The organism is Paenibacillus sp. FSL k6-2145 (assembly GCF_037976585.1).
Lineage (GTDB): Bacteria > Bacillota > Bacilli > Paenibacillales > Paenibacillaceae > Paenibacillus.
This window is the reverse complement of record NZ_CP150267.1, coordinates 659782-677485: the sequence shown is the minus strand read 5'-3', so window position 1 is coordinate 677485 and position 17704 is coordinate 659782. Positions and strand designations below refer to the sequence as shown.

General features: G+C 48.4%; 18 protein-coding genes. 16 read left to right on the top strand and 2 right to left on the bottom strand.

The annotated features are described in order from the left end of the window. The first annotated feature begins 11 nt into the window (after positions 1–11). Complete coding sequence (locus tag NZ043_RS03015; protein WP_339310591.1) at positions 12–833, top strand: polysaccharide deacetylase family protein; 822 nt, start codon at positions 12–14, stop codon at positions 831–833. A 90-nt stretch (positions 834–923) separates the two neighbouring features. After that, on the top strand, positions 924–3068 hold the full coding sequence (locus tag NZ043_RS03010; RefSeq protein WP_339310589.1) for a glycoside hydrolase family 88 protein: 2145 nt from the start codon (positions 924–926) through the stop codon (positions 3066–3068). A 191-nt stretch (positions 3069–3259) separates the two neighbouring features. Here the strand turns inward: NZ043_RS03010 and NZ043_RS03005 are convergent, their stop codons facing one another. Further along, a complete protein-coding gene (locus NZ043_RS03005; RefSeq protein WP_339310587.1) occupies positions 3260–4135 on the bottom strand; it encodes a DUF72 domain-containing protein in 876 nt (291 codons plus the stop codon). Positions 4136–4367: 232 nt separating this feature from the next. Here NZ043_RS03005 and NZ043_RS03000 point away from each other — a divergent pair, with 232 nt between their 5' ends. From NZ043_RS03000 to NZ043_RS02975, 6 genes are all read left to right on the top strand, one after another. Next, positions 4368–5111, top strand: coding sequence for a methyltransferase domain-containing protein (locus NZ043_RS03000; protein ID WP_339310585.1), 744 nt, complete (start codon positions 4368–4370; stop codon positions 5109–5111). A 27-nt stretch (positions 5112–5138) separates the two neighbouring features. After that, complete coding sequence (locus NZ043_RS02995; protein ID WP_339310583.1) at positions 5139–6122, top strand: MBL fold metallo-hydrolase; 984 nt, start codon at positions 5139–5141, stop codon at positions 6120–6122. A 198-nt stretch (positions 6123–6320) separates the two neighbouring features. Further along, positions 6321–6737 carry a hypothetical protein gene (locus tag NZ043_RS02990; RefSeq protein ID WP_339310581.1) on the top strand — a complete coding sequence of 139 codons (417 nt, stop codon included), beginning with the start codon at positions 6321–6323 and terminating at the stop codon, positions 6735–6737. Beyond that, a complete protein-coding gene (locus tag NZ043_RS02985; RefSeq protein WP_339310579.1) occupies positions 6734–6967 on the top strand; it encodes a hypothetical protein in 234 nt (77 codons plus the stop codon). The genes NZ043_RS02990 and NZ043_RS02985 overlap by 4 nt, the downstream gene beginning before the upstream one ends. 3 nt (positions 6968–6970) lie before the next feature. Then, complete coding sequence (locus tag NZ043_RS02980; RefSeq protein WP_339310578.1) at positions 6971–7777, top strand: FAD:protein FMN transferase; 807 nt, start codon at positions 6971–6973, stop codon at positions 7775–7777. 31 nt (positions 7778–7808) lie between these two features. Beyond that, the gene (locus NZ043_RS02975) at positions 7809–8462 is read left to right on the top strand and encodes a ferric reductase-like transmembrane domain-containing protein (protein WP_339310576.1); all 654 of its coding nucleotides are present in this window, start codon (positions 7809–7811) and stop codon (positions 8460–8462) included. A gap of 161 nt (positions 8463–8623) precedes the next feature. Here the strand turns inward: NZ043_RS02975 and NZ043_RS02970 are convergent, their stop codons facing one another. After that, positions 8624–9190 (bottom strand): phosphatidylglycerophosphatase A, encoded by a 567-nt coding sequence (locus NZ043_RS02970; protein ID WP_091037633.1) that lies wholly within the window; start codon positions 9188–9190, stop codon positions 8624–8626. Positions 9191–9378: 188 nt separating this feature from the next. On the opposite strand from NZ043_RS02970, the gene NZ043_RS02965 reads away from it, so the two are divergent. The 8 genes from NZ043_RS02965 to NZ043_RS02930 all read left to right on the top strand — a co-directional run bounded on the left by NZ043_RS02965 (position 9379) and on the right by NZ043_RS02930 (position 17440). Further along, positions 9379–10434, top strand: a complete 1056-nt coding sequence (locus tag NZ043_RS02965) for a GerMN domain-containing protein (RefSeq protein WP_091037631.1) — start codon at positions 9379–9381, stop codon at positions 10432–10434. A 118-nt stretch (positions 10435–10552) separates the two neighbouring features. After that, positions 10553–11308: a ribonuclease PH gene (gene rph, locus NZ043_RS02960; protein ID WP_017692572.1), complete on the top strand. Its 756-nt coding sequence runs from the start codon at positions 10553–10555 to the stop codon at positions 11306–11308. A 1-nt stretch (position 11309) separates the two neighbouring features. Next, a complete protein-coding gene (locus NZ043_RS02955; protein ID WP_017692573.1) occupies positions 11310–11933 on the top strand; it encodes an XTP/dITP diphosphatase in 624 nt (207 codons plus the stop codon). A gap of 321 nt (positions 11934–12254) precedes the next feature. Then, positions 12255–13097: an STM4015 family protein gene (locus NZ043_RS02950; protein WP_289390251.1), complete on the top strand. Its 843-nt coding sequence runs from the start codon at positions 12255–12257 to the stop codon at positions 13095–13097. A 21-nt stretch (positions 13098–13118) separates the two neighbouring features. After that, entirely contained in the window at positions 13119–14366 is a 1248-nt protein-coding gene (locus NZ043_RS02945) for an STM4014 family protein (RefSeq protein WP_339310574.1), read from the top strand. Then, complete coding sequence (locus tag NZ043_RS02940; protein WP_339310572.1) at positions 14359–15144, top strand: STM4013/SEN3800 family hydrolase; 786 nt, start codon at positions 14359–14361, stop codon at positions 15142–15144. Before NZ043_RS02945 ends, NZ043_RS02940 begins: the two co-directional genes overlap by 8 nt. Before the next feature lie 47 nt (positions 15145–15191). Then, positions 15192–16580 (top strand): STM4012 family radical SAM protein, encoded by a 1389-nt coding sequence (locus NZ043_RS02935; RefSeq protein WP_339310570.1) that lies wholly within the window; start codon positions 15192–15194, stop codon positions 16578–16580. Further along, positions 16577–17440 carry an STM4011 family radical SAM protein gene (locus NZ043_RS02930; protein ID WP_339310568.1) on the top strand — a complete coding sequence of 288 codons (864 nt, stop codon included), beginning with the start codon at positions 16577–16579 and terminating at the stop codon, positions 17438–17440. Before NZ043_RS02935 ends, NZ043_RS02930 begins: the two co-directional genes overlap by 4 nt. The last annotated feature ends 264 nt before the right edge of the window (positions 17441–17704 follow it).

The following is a 17704-nucleotide window of genomic DNA, read 5'->3' as shown; positions in this document are numbered from 1 at the left end:
GGAAGTAGGGCATGGGACATCGTATTCAGTTTGACCGTTATCCAGGTGGTGTGATGAAAGCGTTAACGCTCAGTTATGACGATGGAGTGGTGCATGATCGCAGACTGGTGGAAATCTGTAATCGGTATGGACTGCGGGGAACATTTAATCTGAACTCCGGTACGCTAGGCAATCCAGGCCGTATTGATCCGGAGGAAGTCGCTGAATTATATGAGGGGCATGAAGTAGCCGTTCACACGGTTACTCACCCTACGTTGCCTTATGTTCCGAATGAATTGTTGACGGAAGAGATTATCGAAGACCGAAAAGCATTGGAGCAGCTCGTCGGTTATCCGGTACGAGGCATGGCTTATCCCAACGGAGGGTACGACCGTGCGTTAAGTACCAAGCTGGAGTGGCTTGGCATCGATTATGCCCGTACCGTTGAATCTCATGGCAGATACACGTTGCCAGACCGGCCGCTTGAATGGCATCCGACCTGTCATCATAACCATGATCTGGCGGGGCATGCCGAACGTTTTATCCAACATTCCAAAACAGGTACACCACTGTTACTCTACGTCTGGGGTCACAGTTATGAGTTCAATGACAATGACAATTGGGAGATCATCGAACAGTTCGGTGAGCAGATTGGTGGCAGGAATGACATCTGGTACGCCACGAACATCGAAGTGATCTCCTATTGGAAGGCCGTGCAACGACTGGAGTGTTCGGCCGATCGATCCATCATCCATAATCCGTCTGCCATCCCGGTTTGGTTCACGGCAGATCAGCAGGTTGTTGAAGTTCAGGGCGGAGAGACATTGCGGCTAAGCGAACGAATCAAGGTATAAGGAAGGGAGCTGACGATCATTCGTTATTTTCATGAGAACGAGGCGATTGCAGGCAAGGTTTATGATTCAATTCCGGATATATTGACAACGGTGGCTCAGCGTTATATTGGCGATCATCCGAAACATTCCTTTTTGTTCAGAGCTTATCATCAGGGTGGTTTTCGTAGACTTGGGGACTATCGCTACGACCTGAATCTGCATGAGAAATGCGCAGAGGTGCGTGCAGGACAGTACGTGTATGTATGGGGCAAGTTATGGAGCGAGCAGAATGCAACGTTAAATACGGGTTTGAACTGTTATAGTCCGGTGACAATCTATGTGAACGGTGAAGAGGTATTCAAGTCTGAGCTGTTGCAGGAATTATTTCCCGAGCGAAGAACCCAGATTCCGATTTCCGTTCACTATGGCTGGAATGATGTGTTGCTATGTTTTGTCAAAACAGAAGTGGGATTCGGCGGTATCTACGGAACAGCCTCGTTCAAAAATTTCCCGCTGCACTTCCTCACTCCTGGGGCAGATCGTCAGGGTCAGGAAGGCTGGTTATATTCGGAACCCGTCGATGAACCTGTATTATCTCTTCCTCGTGACGGTATGACGGAAGAAGAGACGGGCCTTTCTTGGTACCCGCGCAGGGGCTGGACAGATGAGGAGCAGAGCGCGGGTTCATTCGCCCGAATCTTTGGTTCAGAACAGCCCGCTGTTGCCTACGCATGGTCCAAACTGGATGTAACCTTGCCAGGAACAACACCAGTTATTTTAAAAGGCCGTCATGATGGTGCTTTGACCCTGTATGTGGATGGCACGGAAGTATACTCTACTGGAAGCAGCGGTAATTTCCGCGTTGAACTTCCTCGCCGTTACGGTTCATCCGATCTGCTCGCGAAAGGTGAAATTCAGGCAGTCGGCGGCTCATGGGGATTCACGTTGGAAGATGCCGAGCGTTCGGGTTCCACAGGCTGGAGACTGAAATCTCCTCATCCGGTTGCCGGATGCTCTGACCCATGGCTGTACACAGGTGTGTTTACTCCCGGTGCTGAACCATCCCACGCCGACATCGTGCGAACAGATAACGTGTTTGATGATGGCGCACAAGGTGTGTATTGGCGGGTAGATCTTCCCGACACTCATGTTCGTCCTTACCTGGAAAATACACATTACGGAAAGTGGAATTATCCGCTCGGCGTTACCCTGCTTGGACTTCTCCAGACGGGACAGGAATTGGGACGGGATGATTACATTCAGTATGTGCGGCAACATATTGAACTGAGCACTTCATTTGATCGCTACGGTCTGTGGGATCGGGAAGGGTACGGTGCGGCAGGAATCAATAATCAACTGTCTGCGATAGACAGTCTGGATGATTGCGGTTCGTTTGGATCTACGTTGCTTGCTGCGATGGAGTTGGGCGATATTTGTGGGGGAAGAGATACCGCGGATCGGATTGCAGGTTACATTACGAATGAGCAGGAACGTCTGGAGGATGGTACCTTTTATCGGGTTCGCGGCAGTGGAGAGATGCGTCAGGAGACGATGTGGTGTGATGACTTGTACATGAGCACACCATTTCTGATGCGTTATGGTCAATTGACAGGAGATGCGACGTATTGGGATGATGCGGTCAATCAGTTCCTGATGTTCCGTAAATACCTCTATCTTCCCGAACAACAGATCATGTCCCATGTGTATGATTTTGTACGTGGTCGGGCGACAGGTATTCCATGGGGACGCGGGAACGGGTGGGTGCTCTTTTCATTGACTGAATTGTTACCCATCCTGCCGCATGATCATGTGAAACGGCCGGAACTGCTAACTTTCTATCGTGATTTAAGTCAAGGTTATCTGGCGCTGCAAGGGGAAAATGGACTGTGGCATCAGGTGCTGAATCGCCCGGATTCGTATGAAGAAACCTCCTGCACATCCATGTTCATCTACGCTTATGCTCGTGGTATTCGGGAGGGCTGGCTGGAACAGCCAGAGCCTTATCTGGAGGCAGTGCGCAAAGGATGGGAAGGCATGACACGTTTGTCGATTGACTATAGAGGTAATGTATACGGGGTATGTCGGGGTTCGGGGTACTCGTTTACCGCCTTGTATTATCGCGATGATCTGGGATGGAATCTGAATGATACCCATGGGATCGGCATTGTGCTCTTGGCTGGCATTGAAGCGCATAAAATGAATCAGCAGCTCCGTGAGGCGCATATCGATTCTTCGGTTACAGCCGCGCAGCGCTGATGTTTGACGCAACGAAACGAATGTATGTGGATAGCCTTCTATTGGTAGATTACCAGCTAAAGAAAGCGGCAATGCCCTCAGGCTTGCCGCTTTTAGTTTTATTCCAATCCCGAATCTGATCTGCATAATAGCAATATATAAATACACTTACCTTCACCCAATAATATGAATAACTCCGTTTTTAGCACGCATTAAAATAGCTCCAGCTGCTCCGGTCCTTCTTCCTTCTCTGGTTCAGAACGGTCAGGGAAAGGCTTTACCGGCTGATCCAGCAGGTCCATCATCATCTGGGCATTCGCCGCTGCATCGCCACCTGAGTTGTTGTTGAAAATAACATAGACATCCTTGCTCTGCTCCTGCAATTGCTCCAGATACCCTTTCCACTCCAACAGCTCTTCCTTGTTGTAACGGTACAAATAACGGGTCTCGCGCCAATTAGGCGCACCATTCTGATGCCACCCGGACACATTGCGTCCGTGCATACGCACCAGCGTCATCTTAGAATCCGTCGCCTGTGGCACGATGGGGATAGAACCAAGACCTGCCTGAGGTTCGTCACAGACGCTGTGAATCCAGCCTTGCTCTTTCAGGAACGCAAGCGTGCGCTCTCGCATGTCACCTTCATACCAGCTACGATGACGGAATTCGAGGGCACACGGAATACCCTCCATTCGTAGTTTCACTTCACGAAGCTCTTTCACGTTGTCCTTATTGCACTCAAACCAAGGTGGATATTGAAACAAGGCTGCCTGCATCTTGCCGGCTTCAATGACGGGCTCCAGTGATTCCCGAAAAGCCTTATACATCTCCGACGTGCTGGTGAAGTAGGGCTTGCCCCGCAGATGTCCGGTCATACCCTGGTAGGCTTTGATGATAAAAGCAAAGGATTCGGGCGTCTCTGCAGCCCACCGTGCCATTCGATCCCGCGGCTGAACGGCGTAGAAGGAACTATCCACCTCCACGGTGGAGAAGTACTGACCGTATAGACTGAGCTTGTCTTTGGCTTTGGTACGGTTTGGATAAAGATCTTCCTGATCCCCCCATCCGGTAAGTCCGATGCGAATCATAAGAACACCTCCTGTTGCTTTTTGAACAACTTCTTATAATTAACCGATTTACTGGCATATGTCTAACATTATATCGTGTGCATTTTGGCTCTTCAATGTTGGAAACTTACTGGAATTTTTTGAGTTTGCAGAATAAAGACGTTACAATACATTAAAGCTAGGGGAAATGATCAGGCTTGTACAACAGTGACTATAGATAGAGAGCCAGTGACCAAGTGGAGGGCGAGAATGGATGACGGAATGGTATGAAAAGAGTTTTGGAGAAGATTATCTTCTCGTATACAAGCACCGGGATGTGCAGGGTGCCTATCAGGAAGTACATAAAATGATCAATTGGTTGAAGCTTGAGCCCAATGCTGAAGTACTGGATCTATGCTGCGGTATGGGACGGCACTCCATGGCACTTGCTGACGCAGGTTTACGAGTGACCGGAGTTGATCTGTCCGATGTGCTTTTACGTGAAGCACGCCTAATGGACACTGAACACCGAGTATCTTGGTGTCACGCAGACATGCGTGAACTCCCGCTGAAAGGTGGCTTTGATGCCGTAGTCAATCTGTTCACATCGTTTGGTTATTTCCTGGAGGACGGAGAACAACTGAAAGTATTACGTGCCATTCATCGGATGCTTCGCCCGGGTGGCAGCTTTATAATTGATTTTATGAATACGGCTTATGTGACTCGTCATCTGGTACCGCACTCCGTCCGAGAGGATGAGGGGCAGCGGATTGAAGAGTATCGCAAGATTGAGGAAGGGTTTGTGCAAAAGGAAATTCGCATTACGGATACCACATCCGGACATGAACCGCGGGTATATCAGGAGCGTGTGAAGTTGTACACACGGGATCAACTGTGTCAGATGTTAAGTGCCGCCGGACTCCGGGTAGATCAGGTACATGGCGGCTATGACGAAGAGAAATATGACGAGCAGACTTCTCCACGCATGATTTTTGTGGGTCGTCGTCCTGTGGAGTGAACAGAGACAGTCTGGAAGGGGGATAACATGAAGCGCACAGAAGAGATGTCCATGACAGAGGGCATACACCGGGTCAAGATCAGCATGTCGTTTCCCTTGCGATGGGTGAACAGTTATGTGTTATCAGAATCGGGTGGGAAGATAACCATTATAGATCCGGGACCGCGGAATTCGGAAACAGAACAGGAGTGGAGTGAAGCGCTTGCAGATCTTGGCCTGACCTTTAGTGATATTCGTCAAATTGTACTCACCCACCATCACCCCGATCATCTTGGGTTGTCGGGTTGGATGCAACAGATGACGGGGGCACCCGTTCGAATGTCCACACGCTCCTGCCAAGAGGCTGATTATATGTGGGGACCTGATTCACGCATCAATACAATATTACCTGATTATTATGGTCGTCATGGTATGCCGGAAGACAAGACTGAGCAGATACATGAACATATGAAGGCATTTGCTTCACAGATCACGCCACTTCCGAATGTCACACCCGTTGAAGATGGCGAGTGGCTCGATATGGGCGGGAGACGTTGGATTGCTGTGGAGACGGGTGGACATGCCCCAGGCCATTTATCCTTTTATGCGCCGGAGTCCATGGAGATTCTGTGCGGAGATGCAGTTTTGCCACAGATTTCACCGAACATCAGTCTGCAACCCGGCAGTGACCCTCAGCCATTATTGTCTTATATGGAAGGATTGCAACGTCTTGGTGAACTGAACGTCAAGCAGGCGTATCCCGGACATCGGAATCCTTTTGCCCAGTTCAACGAACGGACAGTACAATTGCTGGCTCATCACGAGGAACGTCTTCAGAAGATGACGGAGCGAATTCAGGAGTCACCGGCGAATGCTTATGACATCTGTGTGCACATGTTTGGCAATCGGCTTGGTACCCATCAACTGCGATTTGCCATGAGTGAGACGTTAGCGCATTTGCAGGAGTTAATTCGACGCGAACTAGTGAAGCAAGAGCAGCAACCGGATGGCACGTTCTATTTTCAAATCTAAACGGAATGATGATATCGATATGAAATGATAATACGATCTTATATAGAGGCTCGGGACAGGAAATTCACCTGTTCTGGGCCTTTTTAGCCTCTCTTAACGGTTCATTCATCTATTTTTAAGCCAGCGCGCCTATGATACATCTATGAACTTCGCTAGGGCGTGTCTTGAGACATACCCTAAAGAAAGTAGGGAAGAGCGATGACCAGAAGAAAACGGAATCAATGGAGAAAATGGCAAGCTTCAGCGGCAGCAACGTTGACTGTGGCTGCACTCTTTCAATATGTAAGAACTTCGGATGCCTTTGATGTGGCCTATGCAGCAGCAAATGGCACAGATACAAGTGTTACTGCTTCAAGCCAAGTGGATACGCATGATGATGTGATGGATGAATGGATCAACAGTACAACGGACAGCAACAACTGGAACACGCAGGACAATGACAATAATGATAGTCAATATAATGGAACATCTGATAGCACACAAGCAGCTCTGCCAGATCAGAGCACGAGTAACAAGGGGAATTATTCAGATTCTCAGCGTGTCGGACAAAATAACCAGGGTACAGACTCCGGATACAGCAGTGGCAACTATCAGTCACGCACAGGTTCATCATGAGCCGCACGGAGCAAGTTGCTCGTCCGCTCCGATTTCAATTCCGTGCGATGAACACGGATGTTGAAGTGCAACTGTCCGCTGGGCGGGAAGAAGCTGAACATGCAGCAACCTTGGTGAAGAATTGGTTTGAGACGCAGGAGCAGCGCTTCAGCCGATTTGTGGCAGACAGTGAACTAAATCGTCTGAATGGTTCGACCGGATGGATCCCCATCTCCGCTGCGATGGATTAAGTTTTGAGTCTGGCCTATGGATATATTGGACTGACTGAAGGGATTTTTCAACCAGGCATCTCGCAGGCTCTTCAGGCTTCGGGATATGATATAAGTTTCGAGAAAGTGCAACAACGACAACCGCAACGTCCGTTGCTTGAACGCATATTACGAACTAAAACGCCTGAATGTTCAGGGATGACAGAAGATCGATATGACCACAGTCGTCCGAGCTGGATTCAGCGGGAAGGTAGCCGGATGGTTCATTTGGACCCCGGAGCTGAGTTGGACCTGGGAGGCATTGTTAAGGGCTGGGCAGTGGAACGTATCGCAGACTGGTTACAGCGAACGTTGCATATTCCGGCAGGTTTGATTAACGCGGGTGGAGATATTCAAGTATGGGGTTCACCAGACCATTCCCAGTGGACCTTGCAAGTAGCAGATCCTTTGCAGAATCAGGGTGCTGTGTCGGGAGTGATCCGTTTACAGCGAGGAGCTGTTGCCACTTCGGGTATTTCCCGCAGACAATGGCAGAATACGGATGGAAGCTTTGCACACCACCTCATTGACCCCCGGACGATGGAACCGGCGGATACGGATGTGTTACAGTGTACCGTCCTGGGACAGCATGCGTCACAATGCGAGATCATTGCCAAGACGGTCTGCATTTTGGGTAGTGCCGAGGCAGTGGGCTGGTTAAATCGACATTACGATCGGCATGACGTCCTGTGGATGACACGGGATGGGATTACTTATTTTAGAGGGAATACGGATACGCTTGCTGAGCACTGGCCCGGTTTTGATCCGGATCATCGCTTCAGTCTGATCTAGGACAAGTCTAACAGATATGGGGGAGCCGGTTATGGCACAATGGATTGTAGATTACCTGCCAACGTGGAATATCATTCGAATTAGTGGAATTGCTGCTTATGTGCTGCTCTTTACAGGTGTGTTTCTGGGCATTGCGCAAGGGATGCCTATGGCCAAAGGCAAACCAAAAGCAACCATGTTCAAATGGCATACTCGAACGACCTGGCTCGCCTTCGGACTTGGACTCGTGCACGCATTAACGTTATATATTGATCACTATAGCCCGTTTACCTGGGGAGAACTTCTGATTCCTTTTACAGCTTCCGTGCATCCGATCGGCAGTGGTCTGGGAACGTTAGCCTTCTACGGATTAGTGATTGTCCTGTTATCCAGTGATCTGCGGAACAAGCTGGGCCGTAAATGGTGGTTCATGTTCCACCTGTTGTCCTATCCGGTGTTCATTGGTCTGCTGGTTCACGGCATGGTTACCGGAACGGATTCTGGCAATATCATCATGCGGATGATATATGTATTTACCGGACTCAGCATTCTCGGTATCACGGTGTTGCGTGGCATGTTGCGAGAACGCAAAGGCCCGGAAATCACGATTGGACCGAAACGGGCAACATCTGGTTCACCTTCCGAGCAGAATTGGGTTGAAGGTATTGGTTTGGTGAGAACGGTACGACCCAAACATCTGAAATAATAACATGTGGATTATCCAATATGTATCGTTACACATGCAAAAGAAGCGGCCATCAGGCCGCTTCTTTCATGAATAGTTATTTCCTCAAACAGTTATTTCACTAAGCATCCACACACATGTCCAATGTTCCACATGGCTTCAGATATGAAACGAGTTACGCATTATACAGCGTCATCACTGACAGGTTTTTCTCCCAGTGCTTCTTCAAGCTCGGATTGTTTGCGATGGGCGATCCGACTGCTCGCTGCCGATGCAATCGCACCGACAATATCATCGAAGAATGTGTGGACAGGGCCCAGGCTCTTATCATTCAGTCGTTCAAGCACCCCTGGTTTCAGCTTGTCCACATAACCATAATTCGTAAATCCAATGCTGCCATATACATTGACGATGGAGAATGCCAAAATCTCATCCACGCCATACAGTCCTTCATCGTTCTCAATCATCTCCTGCAAAGGAGATATGAGCTGCCCCTGTTCTGCCAGAATATCAAGCTGAATCCCGGTCAGAACGGCGTTCTGTACCTCACGTTTACGGAGAACCATCTCCACATTTTCGATACATTCTTCCATCGTAAGACCTGGATAATATTTTTTCTGCAATAACATGACCAGCTCTGCGATCTCAGGGATCGTGACGCCCCGCTTATGCAGCCATTCCCTTGTTGCCTCCGCCACTTTGCGGCTATTCAGGCTGTAAGGGATTTTTTCTTGCTCAGGATGTTCCATGGGCGATTCCTCCTCTGAAGTTAGCAATGTCCCTACTCTTGCTTCCTAATACGTTATTAACCTGTTTTACGTTTCTTTAAGATAATATATAAGTTTTCAGCAAAGCGATTATCTTTTAGTTATTTTTTGGACAAAGGCTCGTATACATGGTAGTACAAACTGTAAAAATGATGAGGGGGAACGTGATCATGAGAAAGATCCAATCTTTGCGTACGGTATCGGCAGCAGCGCTACTGAGTATTCCTATGGTATTGTCAGGCTGCGGCATGTTTGGAGCACAGTCTTCCGAAGCTGTTGATCCACCACCGCCCATTCAGGAAGCAGCCATGATTCAGGCAGCCGAAGGAAATGGTGCACTCGCAACGCTCCCATTAACGACGGTATATCTGCAAGACCAGCAGGGGCTGCTCGCTCCGGTATCCCTGACACTTCCTTCTGGAACAGACGCCAGCAGTCCAAAGACAGCACTGGATACACTTGTCACAGGTGGAGCCTATGCGGGTATGCTGCCTGAAGGATTCCAGGGCGTTCTCCCGCAGGGAACGGTTGTGCAGAATGTAACGATTCACGCGGATGACAAGCTGGCGGTCGTTGAGTTCTCGGGTAATTTTGCCAAGTATGATGCGAAGGAAGAACGGAAAATGCTAGAAGCTGTCACGTGGACATTGACGGGAACACCTGATGTGGAGAATGTGCAGATCTGGGTGGATGGCAAAAAGTTAACACAAATGCCGGTGAACAGCACGCCGCTGCCTGAACCGCTGAATCGGGCTGTGGGAATCAATCTGGATCTGGGTGATACGTTTGTGACCAACAGTAGTCCGGTCACGGTCTATTTCTCCGCTGCTTCACCAGCAGGCATCCAATATTATGTTCCGGTGACACGTCTGGTTACACCTGGTGAAGATCGGGTGCAGGCAGCATTGAATGAACTGATCAAAGGACCTGACAAAGGTGGAGAACTGGAAGAGGTCATGACAGGCGGAACGGAGCTGCAATCGGTCAAAACGGCAGAGGATGGCACGGTCACGGTTGCCTTGAAAGATGATATGTTTGCCGAAGGGGATATCGTGCCAAGCGAGCTGTTACAGTCTGTCGTATTAACCACTGCGGAGAACACAGCCAGCAAGGATGCCAAAGTACAGATCGAGTGGAACGGCCAAAAAACGGTCATGGGTGACGACAACAGGGATTACAGTGCGCCGGTTTCCAAGCCTGAATATATCAACGAAATTCCGATTTAATGAACGCAGAATGCTTAAGGATGCTTTTAACCGAACTCTTTGGTAAAATATAAGGGATTAGTAAAAGTGTGAATAAGTTCAACATTACAGGATGCTTAAGTCGTAGGAGGCAGAAAATATGAGATCAAACGGACGAACCAGCGAACAGCTGCGCCCGCTGAATTTAACAGTGAACACGAATAAATACGCCGAGGGCTCTGTACTGATTGAAGTTGGAGATACAAAGGTGATCTGTACAGCTACAGTAGAGGAACGTGTACCTCCCTTTATGAAAGGGCAGGGTAAAGGCTGGGTAACAGCTGAATATTCCATGTTGCCACGTGCAACACATACTCGGAACCAACGTGAAGCCAATCGCGGCAAATTAACTGGACGCACCATGGAAATCCAGCGTCTGATTGGTCGGGCACTTCGCTCGGTAGTTAATTTGCAGGCTCTTGGTGAGCGTACGATTACGCTGGACTGTGATGTTATTCAGGCCGACGGAGGCACACGCACAACGTCCATTACCGGTGCGTTTGTAGCGCTGGCGCTTGCTGTGAACAAGATTTCCCAACAGCACAAACTGCAAGTATTCCCGATTACGGATTTCATTGCTGCGGTAAGTGTGGGCGTTGTGGGTGAACAGCCTGTACTGGATCTGAACTATGATGAAGATTCCAAAGCCAAGGTGGATATGAACCTGGTGATGACAGGCGGCGGTAAATACGTCGAGCTTCAGGGAACAGGTGAGGAAGCTCCATTTGATCGCCGTGAGTTGAACGCCATGTTGGAACTGGGCGAGCAGGGGATTTTGGAGATGATCGAGCGTCAAAAAGAAGTGCTTGGACCGATTGCGCTTAAGATCGGCGCGCGTGGATTAGGGGAAGCTTAAGATGAGTTTGGACAGCCCAATCCTCATTGTTGCAACCCGCAATGCGGGTAAAGTCCGTGAATTCGCTCATGCTTTCGCACCGCTTGGCAAAGAGGTTAAGAGCATGTTTGACTACCCGGAGCTGCCGGATGTGGTGGAAGATGGCGTAACGTTTGCGGAGAATGCCTGGAAGAAAGCCAAGGCGGTTGGTGATGCGCTTGGATTGCCTGTTCTGGCAGACGATTCAGGACTTTGCGTAGATCTGTTGGACGGGGAGCCGGGAGTATATTCAGCGAGATATGCAGGCGAAGGAGCAACGGATGCACAGAATAATGCGAAGTTGCTGGAGACGCTGGAATCGTTGAAATCCGGTGAGGACACCGAGCAGCCGCTACTAAGTCCGGCTCGTTTTGTCTGTGCATTGGTACTGTACGATCCGACAACAGGTGATAAGTATGAATCGGAAGGCACTGCGGAAGGTTGGATCACGGCCCAAGCTGCAGGTGCTGGCGGTTTTGGATATGACCCACTCTTTTATGTACCTGAATACGAGATGACGATGGCAGAGCTGACGCTTGAGCAAAAACAGGCGATTAGCCACCGTGGTCATGCGCTGAGAGCGCTCGTATCCAGACTTGAAGGATAAGAAATAACATTAAAGCGTTAATGGAAGGACAGAAGCATTCCAATGGAATGGTTCACCCGCCATTAACGCTTTTTTGATGTAATGGGGGATGGAGGGGGTGAGCGTGTTTGGTAAGGTCCATCCATATACCTAATGCTAAGGGTTATTTCTGTGACTGTTATATAGAACGTATGTTCTTGTACCTACATACAAATTGGTTTACATTGCACGATTGGGAATCTCATTGGGACTGGAGTTGGAAGAAGTTGCAAGCCTTGTGTGGTATGGGTTAACATTCAAATTAACGAATCATATATGAACCTTAAACGGAGGGATTTGCTCATGCAAGAAGTGAAGCTTGTTGTATCCTACGATGATTATGAGGACGGCATTCGTATGGAAAAATTAATCAAGGAACTGGCGGCTAAACCGGAGGCCAGCTCATTGGAAAGTCTGGTCATCGGAGATTGGGGACAGGCTTATGAAAATTCGCCTGATGAGTTCATGGGTGCGCTCGTCGAGTCGGCTCCAAGCTTTCCGTCATTGAAGAAACTGTTTATTGGAGAAATGGGATTCGAAGAATGTGAAGTATCATGGATTATCCAGACGAATCTCACACCGTTGTTGTGTGCTTTTCCAGAGTTAAAATCATTCTCTGTAATGGGTAGTAGCGATCTTAGTCTGGAACCACTCCAGCATGCCAAGCTTGAAGAACTGATTATTATTTGTGGTGGTCTCCCGAAAGAAGTGTTATCTTCAATCACCCACGCTGAATTGCCTGAATTGCGTAAACTGGAACTGTACTTGGGTGTGGATAATTATGGTTTTGATGGATCACTTGAAGATGTACTCCCTTTGCTAGAAAAAGGATTATTTCCAAAGCTGGTTTACTTGGGGCTGAAAGACAGTGAAATTCAGGATGAGATTGCCAAAGCAGCAGCTCAAGCACCTATTCTGGATCAACTTGAAATACTGGATCTATCGCAAGGAACGTTGTCCGATGAAGGGGCTGAGGCCTTGCTTGCCAGTGACAAAATCAAGAAACTGAAACATCTCGATCTAAGTTACCATTACATGACCAATGAAATGATCCTTCGCTGGAACCAATCGGGTATATCTGTAGATGTTAGCGACCAGCAACAGAGTGATGAGGATGACTGGCGTTACCCGTCGTTAACGGAATAGATGATGTCAGGTGTAAAGGAAATGAATGAAAGCCTGCACCAACCAATAGATGTACCTGATCTAACGCAAGATCAGCCCTTTTTATTGATCGGAAACCCTGATAACCGACGAACACAAGGGCTGCAAGAGGCTAGGCATAGATTGGGTCTGAAACCTGCGGTTGTACTGCCATATGCTCAATTGCTGCATAATTGGAGACATGGACGAACCATCGCTGATACAGTAGATTTCTATCTGCCTGTACCCCTGATTCGGATTGATGCTCCTGGCGAGGAGTGGGAAGTGGAGCGTGAACTACTGTTCCTTGGGGCTATGAACGATACGTCAACATTAACGGGTGGAATGGGTACAGAAGCATTCTCCGCAGAGCAGGTACTTGCGCTGGAACAGGAGTGGGGAAGGATCTATGCCCCTGCTCAGTGGTTCCGCGGCTGGAAAGCATGTCTGGATCGAATCGGCCGTGAGATTCGTGAAATATGGCCTGAAGGCCGATTTATGAATGATCCCGCCGATATCCAATTGATGTTTGACAAGAGAGTATGTCAGCAACATCTATCTTCACATGGAGTTGATGTACCTCCGGCGCTGCAATTTTCGCAGCCAATCCGTAATTATATGGACCTGCGTAGCTCAATGAAGTCTGCCGAGATGCATCGTGTGTTTGTGAAGCTTGCGTGCGGTTCCGGAGCCTCAGGTGTTGTCGCGTATCAGGTTAACCCACGTACGGGTGACGAAATTGCCTTAACAACGATGGGGATGGAACAGAGACAGGGCAAGACGATTTTCTTCAATGAAGGACGTCTACGCAAGTATACCCGCAGTGAAGAGATTGCTACATTGATGAACTGGTTATGTGCAGAAGGTGCACAGATTGAACGATGGATGCCCAAAGCCACACTGGATCAGCGGGCCTATGATATTCGCCAATTGGTTGCGGGTGGACAGGCAGGCCACACGATTATGCGACTTAGTCGTACCCCTATAACCAATCTGCATCTGCGCAATGAGCGTATGTTGCCTGCTGAAGCAGGTCTGGATGAACATCGGATGTCACTGGTTCGGAAGACAGCGCAAGAAGCTATGTCTGCATTCCCCAACTCGTGGTCAGCCGGGATTGATGTGATGCTTACGAGTGGTTCGGATCCGCGTGCCTATGTGCTGGATGTGAATCCGTTTGGAGATCTGTTATACAGGGTCGAGCATCATGGCCTCGGAACCTATGAGTGGGAAATGGAGCTTTTACGAAAGGAGCCTATTCAATATGCCTGATATGAACACCATTGTGGGCTCCCATGATCTGTTAATGATTACGCTGGATACGTTACGATATGACGTAGCCAAGCTGGAAGAGAAAAATTGTCCTAATCTGTGTGGTTCGGGTCCGTGGGAGAAACGTCATACCCCGGGCAGTTTTACATATGCAGCGCACCATGCTTTTTTTGGTGGTTTTATGCCGACTCCTGCCAATACAGATAAGGCATCTCATGTAAGGCTATTTCATTCCCGGAATACTGGGCTCAAGACACATCCGCACACCTGGTTGTTTGATACACCGGATATCGTATCCGGGTTCGCAGCTGAAGGTTACCGTACAATCTGTATTGGCGGCGTCATCTTTTTTACGAAAAAAAACCCGCTTGCGAAAGTATTGCCCGGTTATTTCCAACAGAGCTACTGGCGAATGAACTTTGGGGTAACCAACCCGAAATCAACAGAGCATCAGGTACAGCATGCATTAAAACTGCTTGAACAGACATCGCCGGATGAAAAGATATTTATGTTTTTGAACGTGTCTGCCATTCATGGTCCCAATCGTTACTTTGTAGAAGGAGCCAAGGAGGACTCGGTGGAGACTCAGCGAGCTGCACTTCGATATGTAGATGAGGCTCTTGGTCCATTGTTCGAGGCGATGAGGAAACGCGCCCGGCCTGCGTATTGCCTAGCTTTTTCCGATCATGGTACAGCTTACGGTGAAGACGGGTATCAAGGACACCGGCTTGCGCATGATGTCGTCTGGACGGTGCCTTACCGTGAATTTTTAGTATAGTGTGTATTGATCTTATGAGGACAACAACCGGAGATAGGAGGAAACCGATGGAGAAACATTTACAACATACAACAACAGGCCATTCCACACAGTCCGGATCCAATATAGCTACAGGTCTCAGTGAAGTATTGGCATTCCCTTATCGTTCTTACTTATACTCGTACCCGCACAAGACCGCCTATCGGGAGCTTGACCCACCACTGCCGTTGGGGCCACTGTGGGAACGAGAAAATACCGATACGTATTTTTTATATATGCATATTCCCTTTTGCGCTGCTCGTTGCGGATTCTGTAATCTGTTCACACTGCCGGATCGACGGGATGATACGCATGAACGCTATGTGGATGCACTGGAGCGTCAGGCGAAGCAGTGGGCACCCATTACATCTCGGAGACCGTATTCGCGGTTTGCGATTGGTGGAGGAACGCCTACATTATTGAATGAGGTTCAGTTGAATCGTCTGTTTGATATTGCCGAACATGTGATGGGGCTGGACCCTGCGAAAGCATCGATTTCGGTGGAAACGTCGCCGGATACCGTTACGGAAGCCAAGCTGGCCATTATGAAGGAACGAAGTGTGGATCGTATTAGCATGGGCATCCAGAGTTTTATTGAAGCTGAAGCATCTGCCATCTATCGTCCGCAAAAACCGCAGGAGGTCGAACGAGCGCTTGAGAAGCTTACTCGGTATGATTTCCCATTGTTAAATCTGGATCTGATCTATGGTTTGCCGGGGCAAACGGTTGAATCGTGGATCTATTCATTGGAAAGAGTTCTGGCCTACGAACCGGGCGAAATCTTTATCTATCCCTTGTATACACGGGAAAATACAATCGTGAAGCCTGATGATATTCGCCGTCAGGGACCTGACATCCGGATGGAACTGTATAAAGCTGCACGTGAGACTTTAAAAAGTAAAGGTTATGTGCAATATTCGATGCGCAGATTTGCCAAGGAACAGTCGTCCTCCAAAGTGCTTCTGCCTTATAGCTGTCAGGAGGAGGGCATGATTGGTCTGGGATGTGGCGCACGCTCTTATACGAGTGAAGTACATTATGCTTCCAAGTATGGCGTGAGTTACAAGGCCACACAAAGCATCATTGCCGATTATGTAGCAACTGAGCGCTACGATGTGGCGGATTATGGCATCGTGTTAAGCCGTGAGGAACAGAGACGTCGCTTTATTCTGAAAGCCTTGCTGCATCGCGAGGGATTGACGTTGTCTGACTACCAACAGCGCTTTGGTACCGATGTGATGTCCGACTATGTCTGGTTGGCTGAACTGTTGACCGAGGGCATGGCGGAGTTGGAGAGCGATGAGGGCAAGCAGGTGCTGCGTCTGACAGAAGAAGGACTGGGTTACTCCGATGCGATTGGAGATTGGCTTATATCTGCCGAAATTCGTGAACAGATGGAAGGGTTTGTTTTCTCATGAGAGCGACTTTGTATTATCGGGGGAAGTTGTCTTCCTGTAATTACGACTGTCCATACTGCCCTTTTAGCAAAACGGTGGACTCCAAAGAGACGTTGGAAGTGGATGAACAACAATTGCGTCAATTTGTGAACTGGGTGAGGGAGCAGGAAGTTGAGGGGCACCAATTTTCGATTTTTTTCAATCCTTACGGTGAAGCTTTGGTACGTCGTTGGTACCGGGAAGCGATGGTAGAGCTGTCACATATGCCACATGTGGATAAAGTTGCAATTCAAACCAACCTGTCCGTCAAGCTGGATTGGGCAACGGAGCTGGATGTGAATAAAGCGGCCTTTTGGGCGACGTATCATCCTCGTGAGACAAAAGAGGCTTCTTTTGTTAAACAATGTCTGACCTTACGTCAGATGGGTCTTGCTTTCAGTGTTGGTACTGTCGGACTCCGTAGTGCTTTCCCCGCAATTGAGTCCATGAGAAAGGCTTTGCCGGATGATGTGTATATGTGGGTTAATGCCTTCAAAGATCGACCCCAGTATTACACGCCAGAGGAAATTCAGTTTTTACGTGGGCTTGATCCGCTTTTTGAAGGTAATCTGCAGGATTATGAGAGCTTGGGCAAACGATGTGCTGCCGGTTCGGAAGTGTTTTATGTACAAGGGTCAGGGCATGTGAAGAGGTGTTACAAGGATCGCCGGATCATCGGACATCTATATCGCGATGGTTTGCAGGCTTTGGCCGCTGATCGGCCTTGTCGCATGAAAAAATGTGGCTGTTACATCGGTTATATCCATATGGAGGATTCCCCATTCAGAGAAACCTTTGGTAGCGGGCTGCTTGAACGAAATCCGGTATTGATCAATCGGTAATTTTGAATTGAGATGCGCTGAAAACGATAAAGACTTTACACCAGTAGGTACTGCTGGGTAAAGTCTTTTTTTATTTTAGTCTAACGATTCAAAATGTGTAATTTAGGATAAAAGAGATGTAGTATATTGTCGGTTGGTTATGTATAAAAACCTAAATTATAGTATGGGTAGATACTATAGACCTATATTTGATTGCGCAATATGCTAACCTGTTTTAATTATTCTCATATTTATCCATTTTTAATTGAATAAAAAGGAGGGAGA

Excerpts from the sequence above, each read along its gene's own strand:
- NZ043_RS02970 (WP_091037633.1), bottom strand. The coding sequence starts at position 9,190 with ATGGAACATCCTGAGCAAGAAAAAATCCCTTACAGCCTGAATAGCCGC.
- NZ043_RS02975 (WP_339310576.1), top strand. The coding sequence starts at position 7,809 with ATGGCACAATGGATTGTAGATTACCTGCCAACGTGGAATATCATTCGA.
- NZ043_RS02945 (WP_339310574.1), top strand. The coding sequence starts at position 13,119 with ATGAATGAAAGCCTGCACCAACCAATAGATGTACCTGATCTAACGCAA.
- NZ043_RS02930 (WP_339310568.1), top strand. The coding sequence starts at position 16,577 with ATGAGAGCGACTTTGTATTATCGGGGGAAGTTGTCTTCCTGTAATTAC.
- NZ043_RS02995 (WP_339310583.1), top strand. The coding sequence starts at position 5,139 with ATGAAGCGCACAGAAGAGATGTCCATGACAGAGGGCATACACCGGGTC.
- NZ043_RS02950 (WP_289390251.1), top strand. The coding sequence starts at position 12,255 with ATGCAAGAAGTGAAGCTTGTTGTATCCTACGATGATTATGAGGACGGC.
- NZ043_RS02985 (WP_339310579.1), top strand. The coding sequence starts at position 6,734 with ATGAGCCGCACGGAGCAAGTTGCTCGTCCGCTCCGATTTCAATTCCGT.
- NZ043_RS03015 (WP_339310591.1), top strand. The coding sequence starts at position 12 with ATGGGACATCGTATTCAGTTTGACCGTTATCCAGGTGGTGTGATGAAA.
- NZ043_RS02935 (WP_339310570.1), top strand. The coding sequence starts at position 15,192 with ATGGAGAAACATTTACAACATACAACAACAGGCCATTCCACACAGTCC.
- NZ043_RS03005 (WP_339310587.1), bottom strand. The coding sequence starts at position 4,135 with ATGATTCGCATCGGACTTACCGGATGGGGGGATCAGGAAGATCTTTAT.
- rph (WP_017692572.1), top strand. The coding sequence starts at position 10,553 with ATGAGATCAAACGGACGAACCAGCGAACAGCTGCGCCCGCTGAATTTA.
- NZ043_RS02940 (WP_339310572.1), top strand. The coding sequence starts at position 14,359 with ATGCCTGATATGAACACCATTGTGGGCTCCCATGATCTGTTAATGATT.
- NZ043_RS02965 (WP_091037631.1), top strand. The coding sequence starts at position 9,379 with ATGAGAAAGATCCAATCTTTGCGTACGGTATCGGCAGCAGCGCTACTG.
- NZ043_RS03000 (WP_339310585.1), top strand. The coding sequence starts at position 4,368 with ATGACGGAATGGTATGAAAAGAGTTTTGGAGAAGATTATCTTCTCGTA.
- NZ043_RS02990 (WP_339310581.1), top strand. The coding sequence starts at position 6,321 with ATGACCAGAAGAAAACGGAATCAATGGAGAAAATGGCAAGCTTCAGCG.
- NZ043_RS02955 (WP_017692573.1), top strand. The coding sequence starts at position 11,310 with ATGAGTTTGGACAGCCCAATCCTCATTGTTGCAACCCGCAATGCGGGT.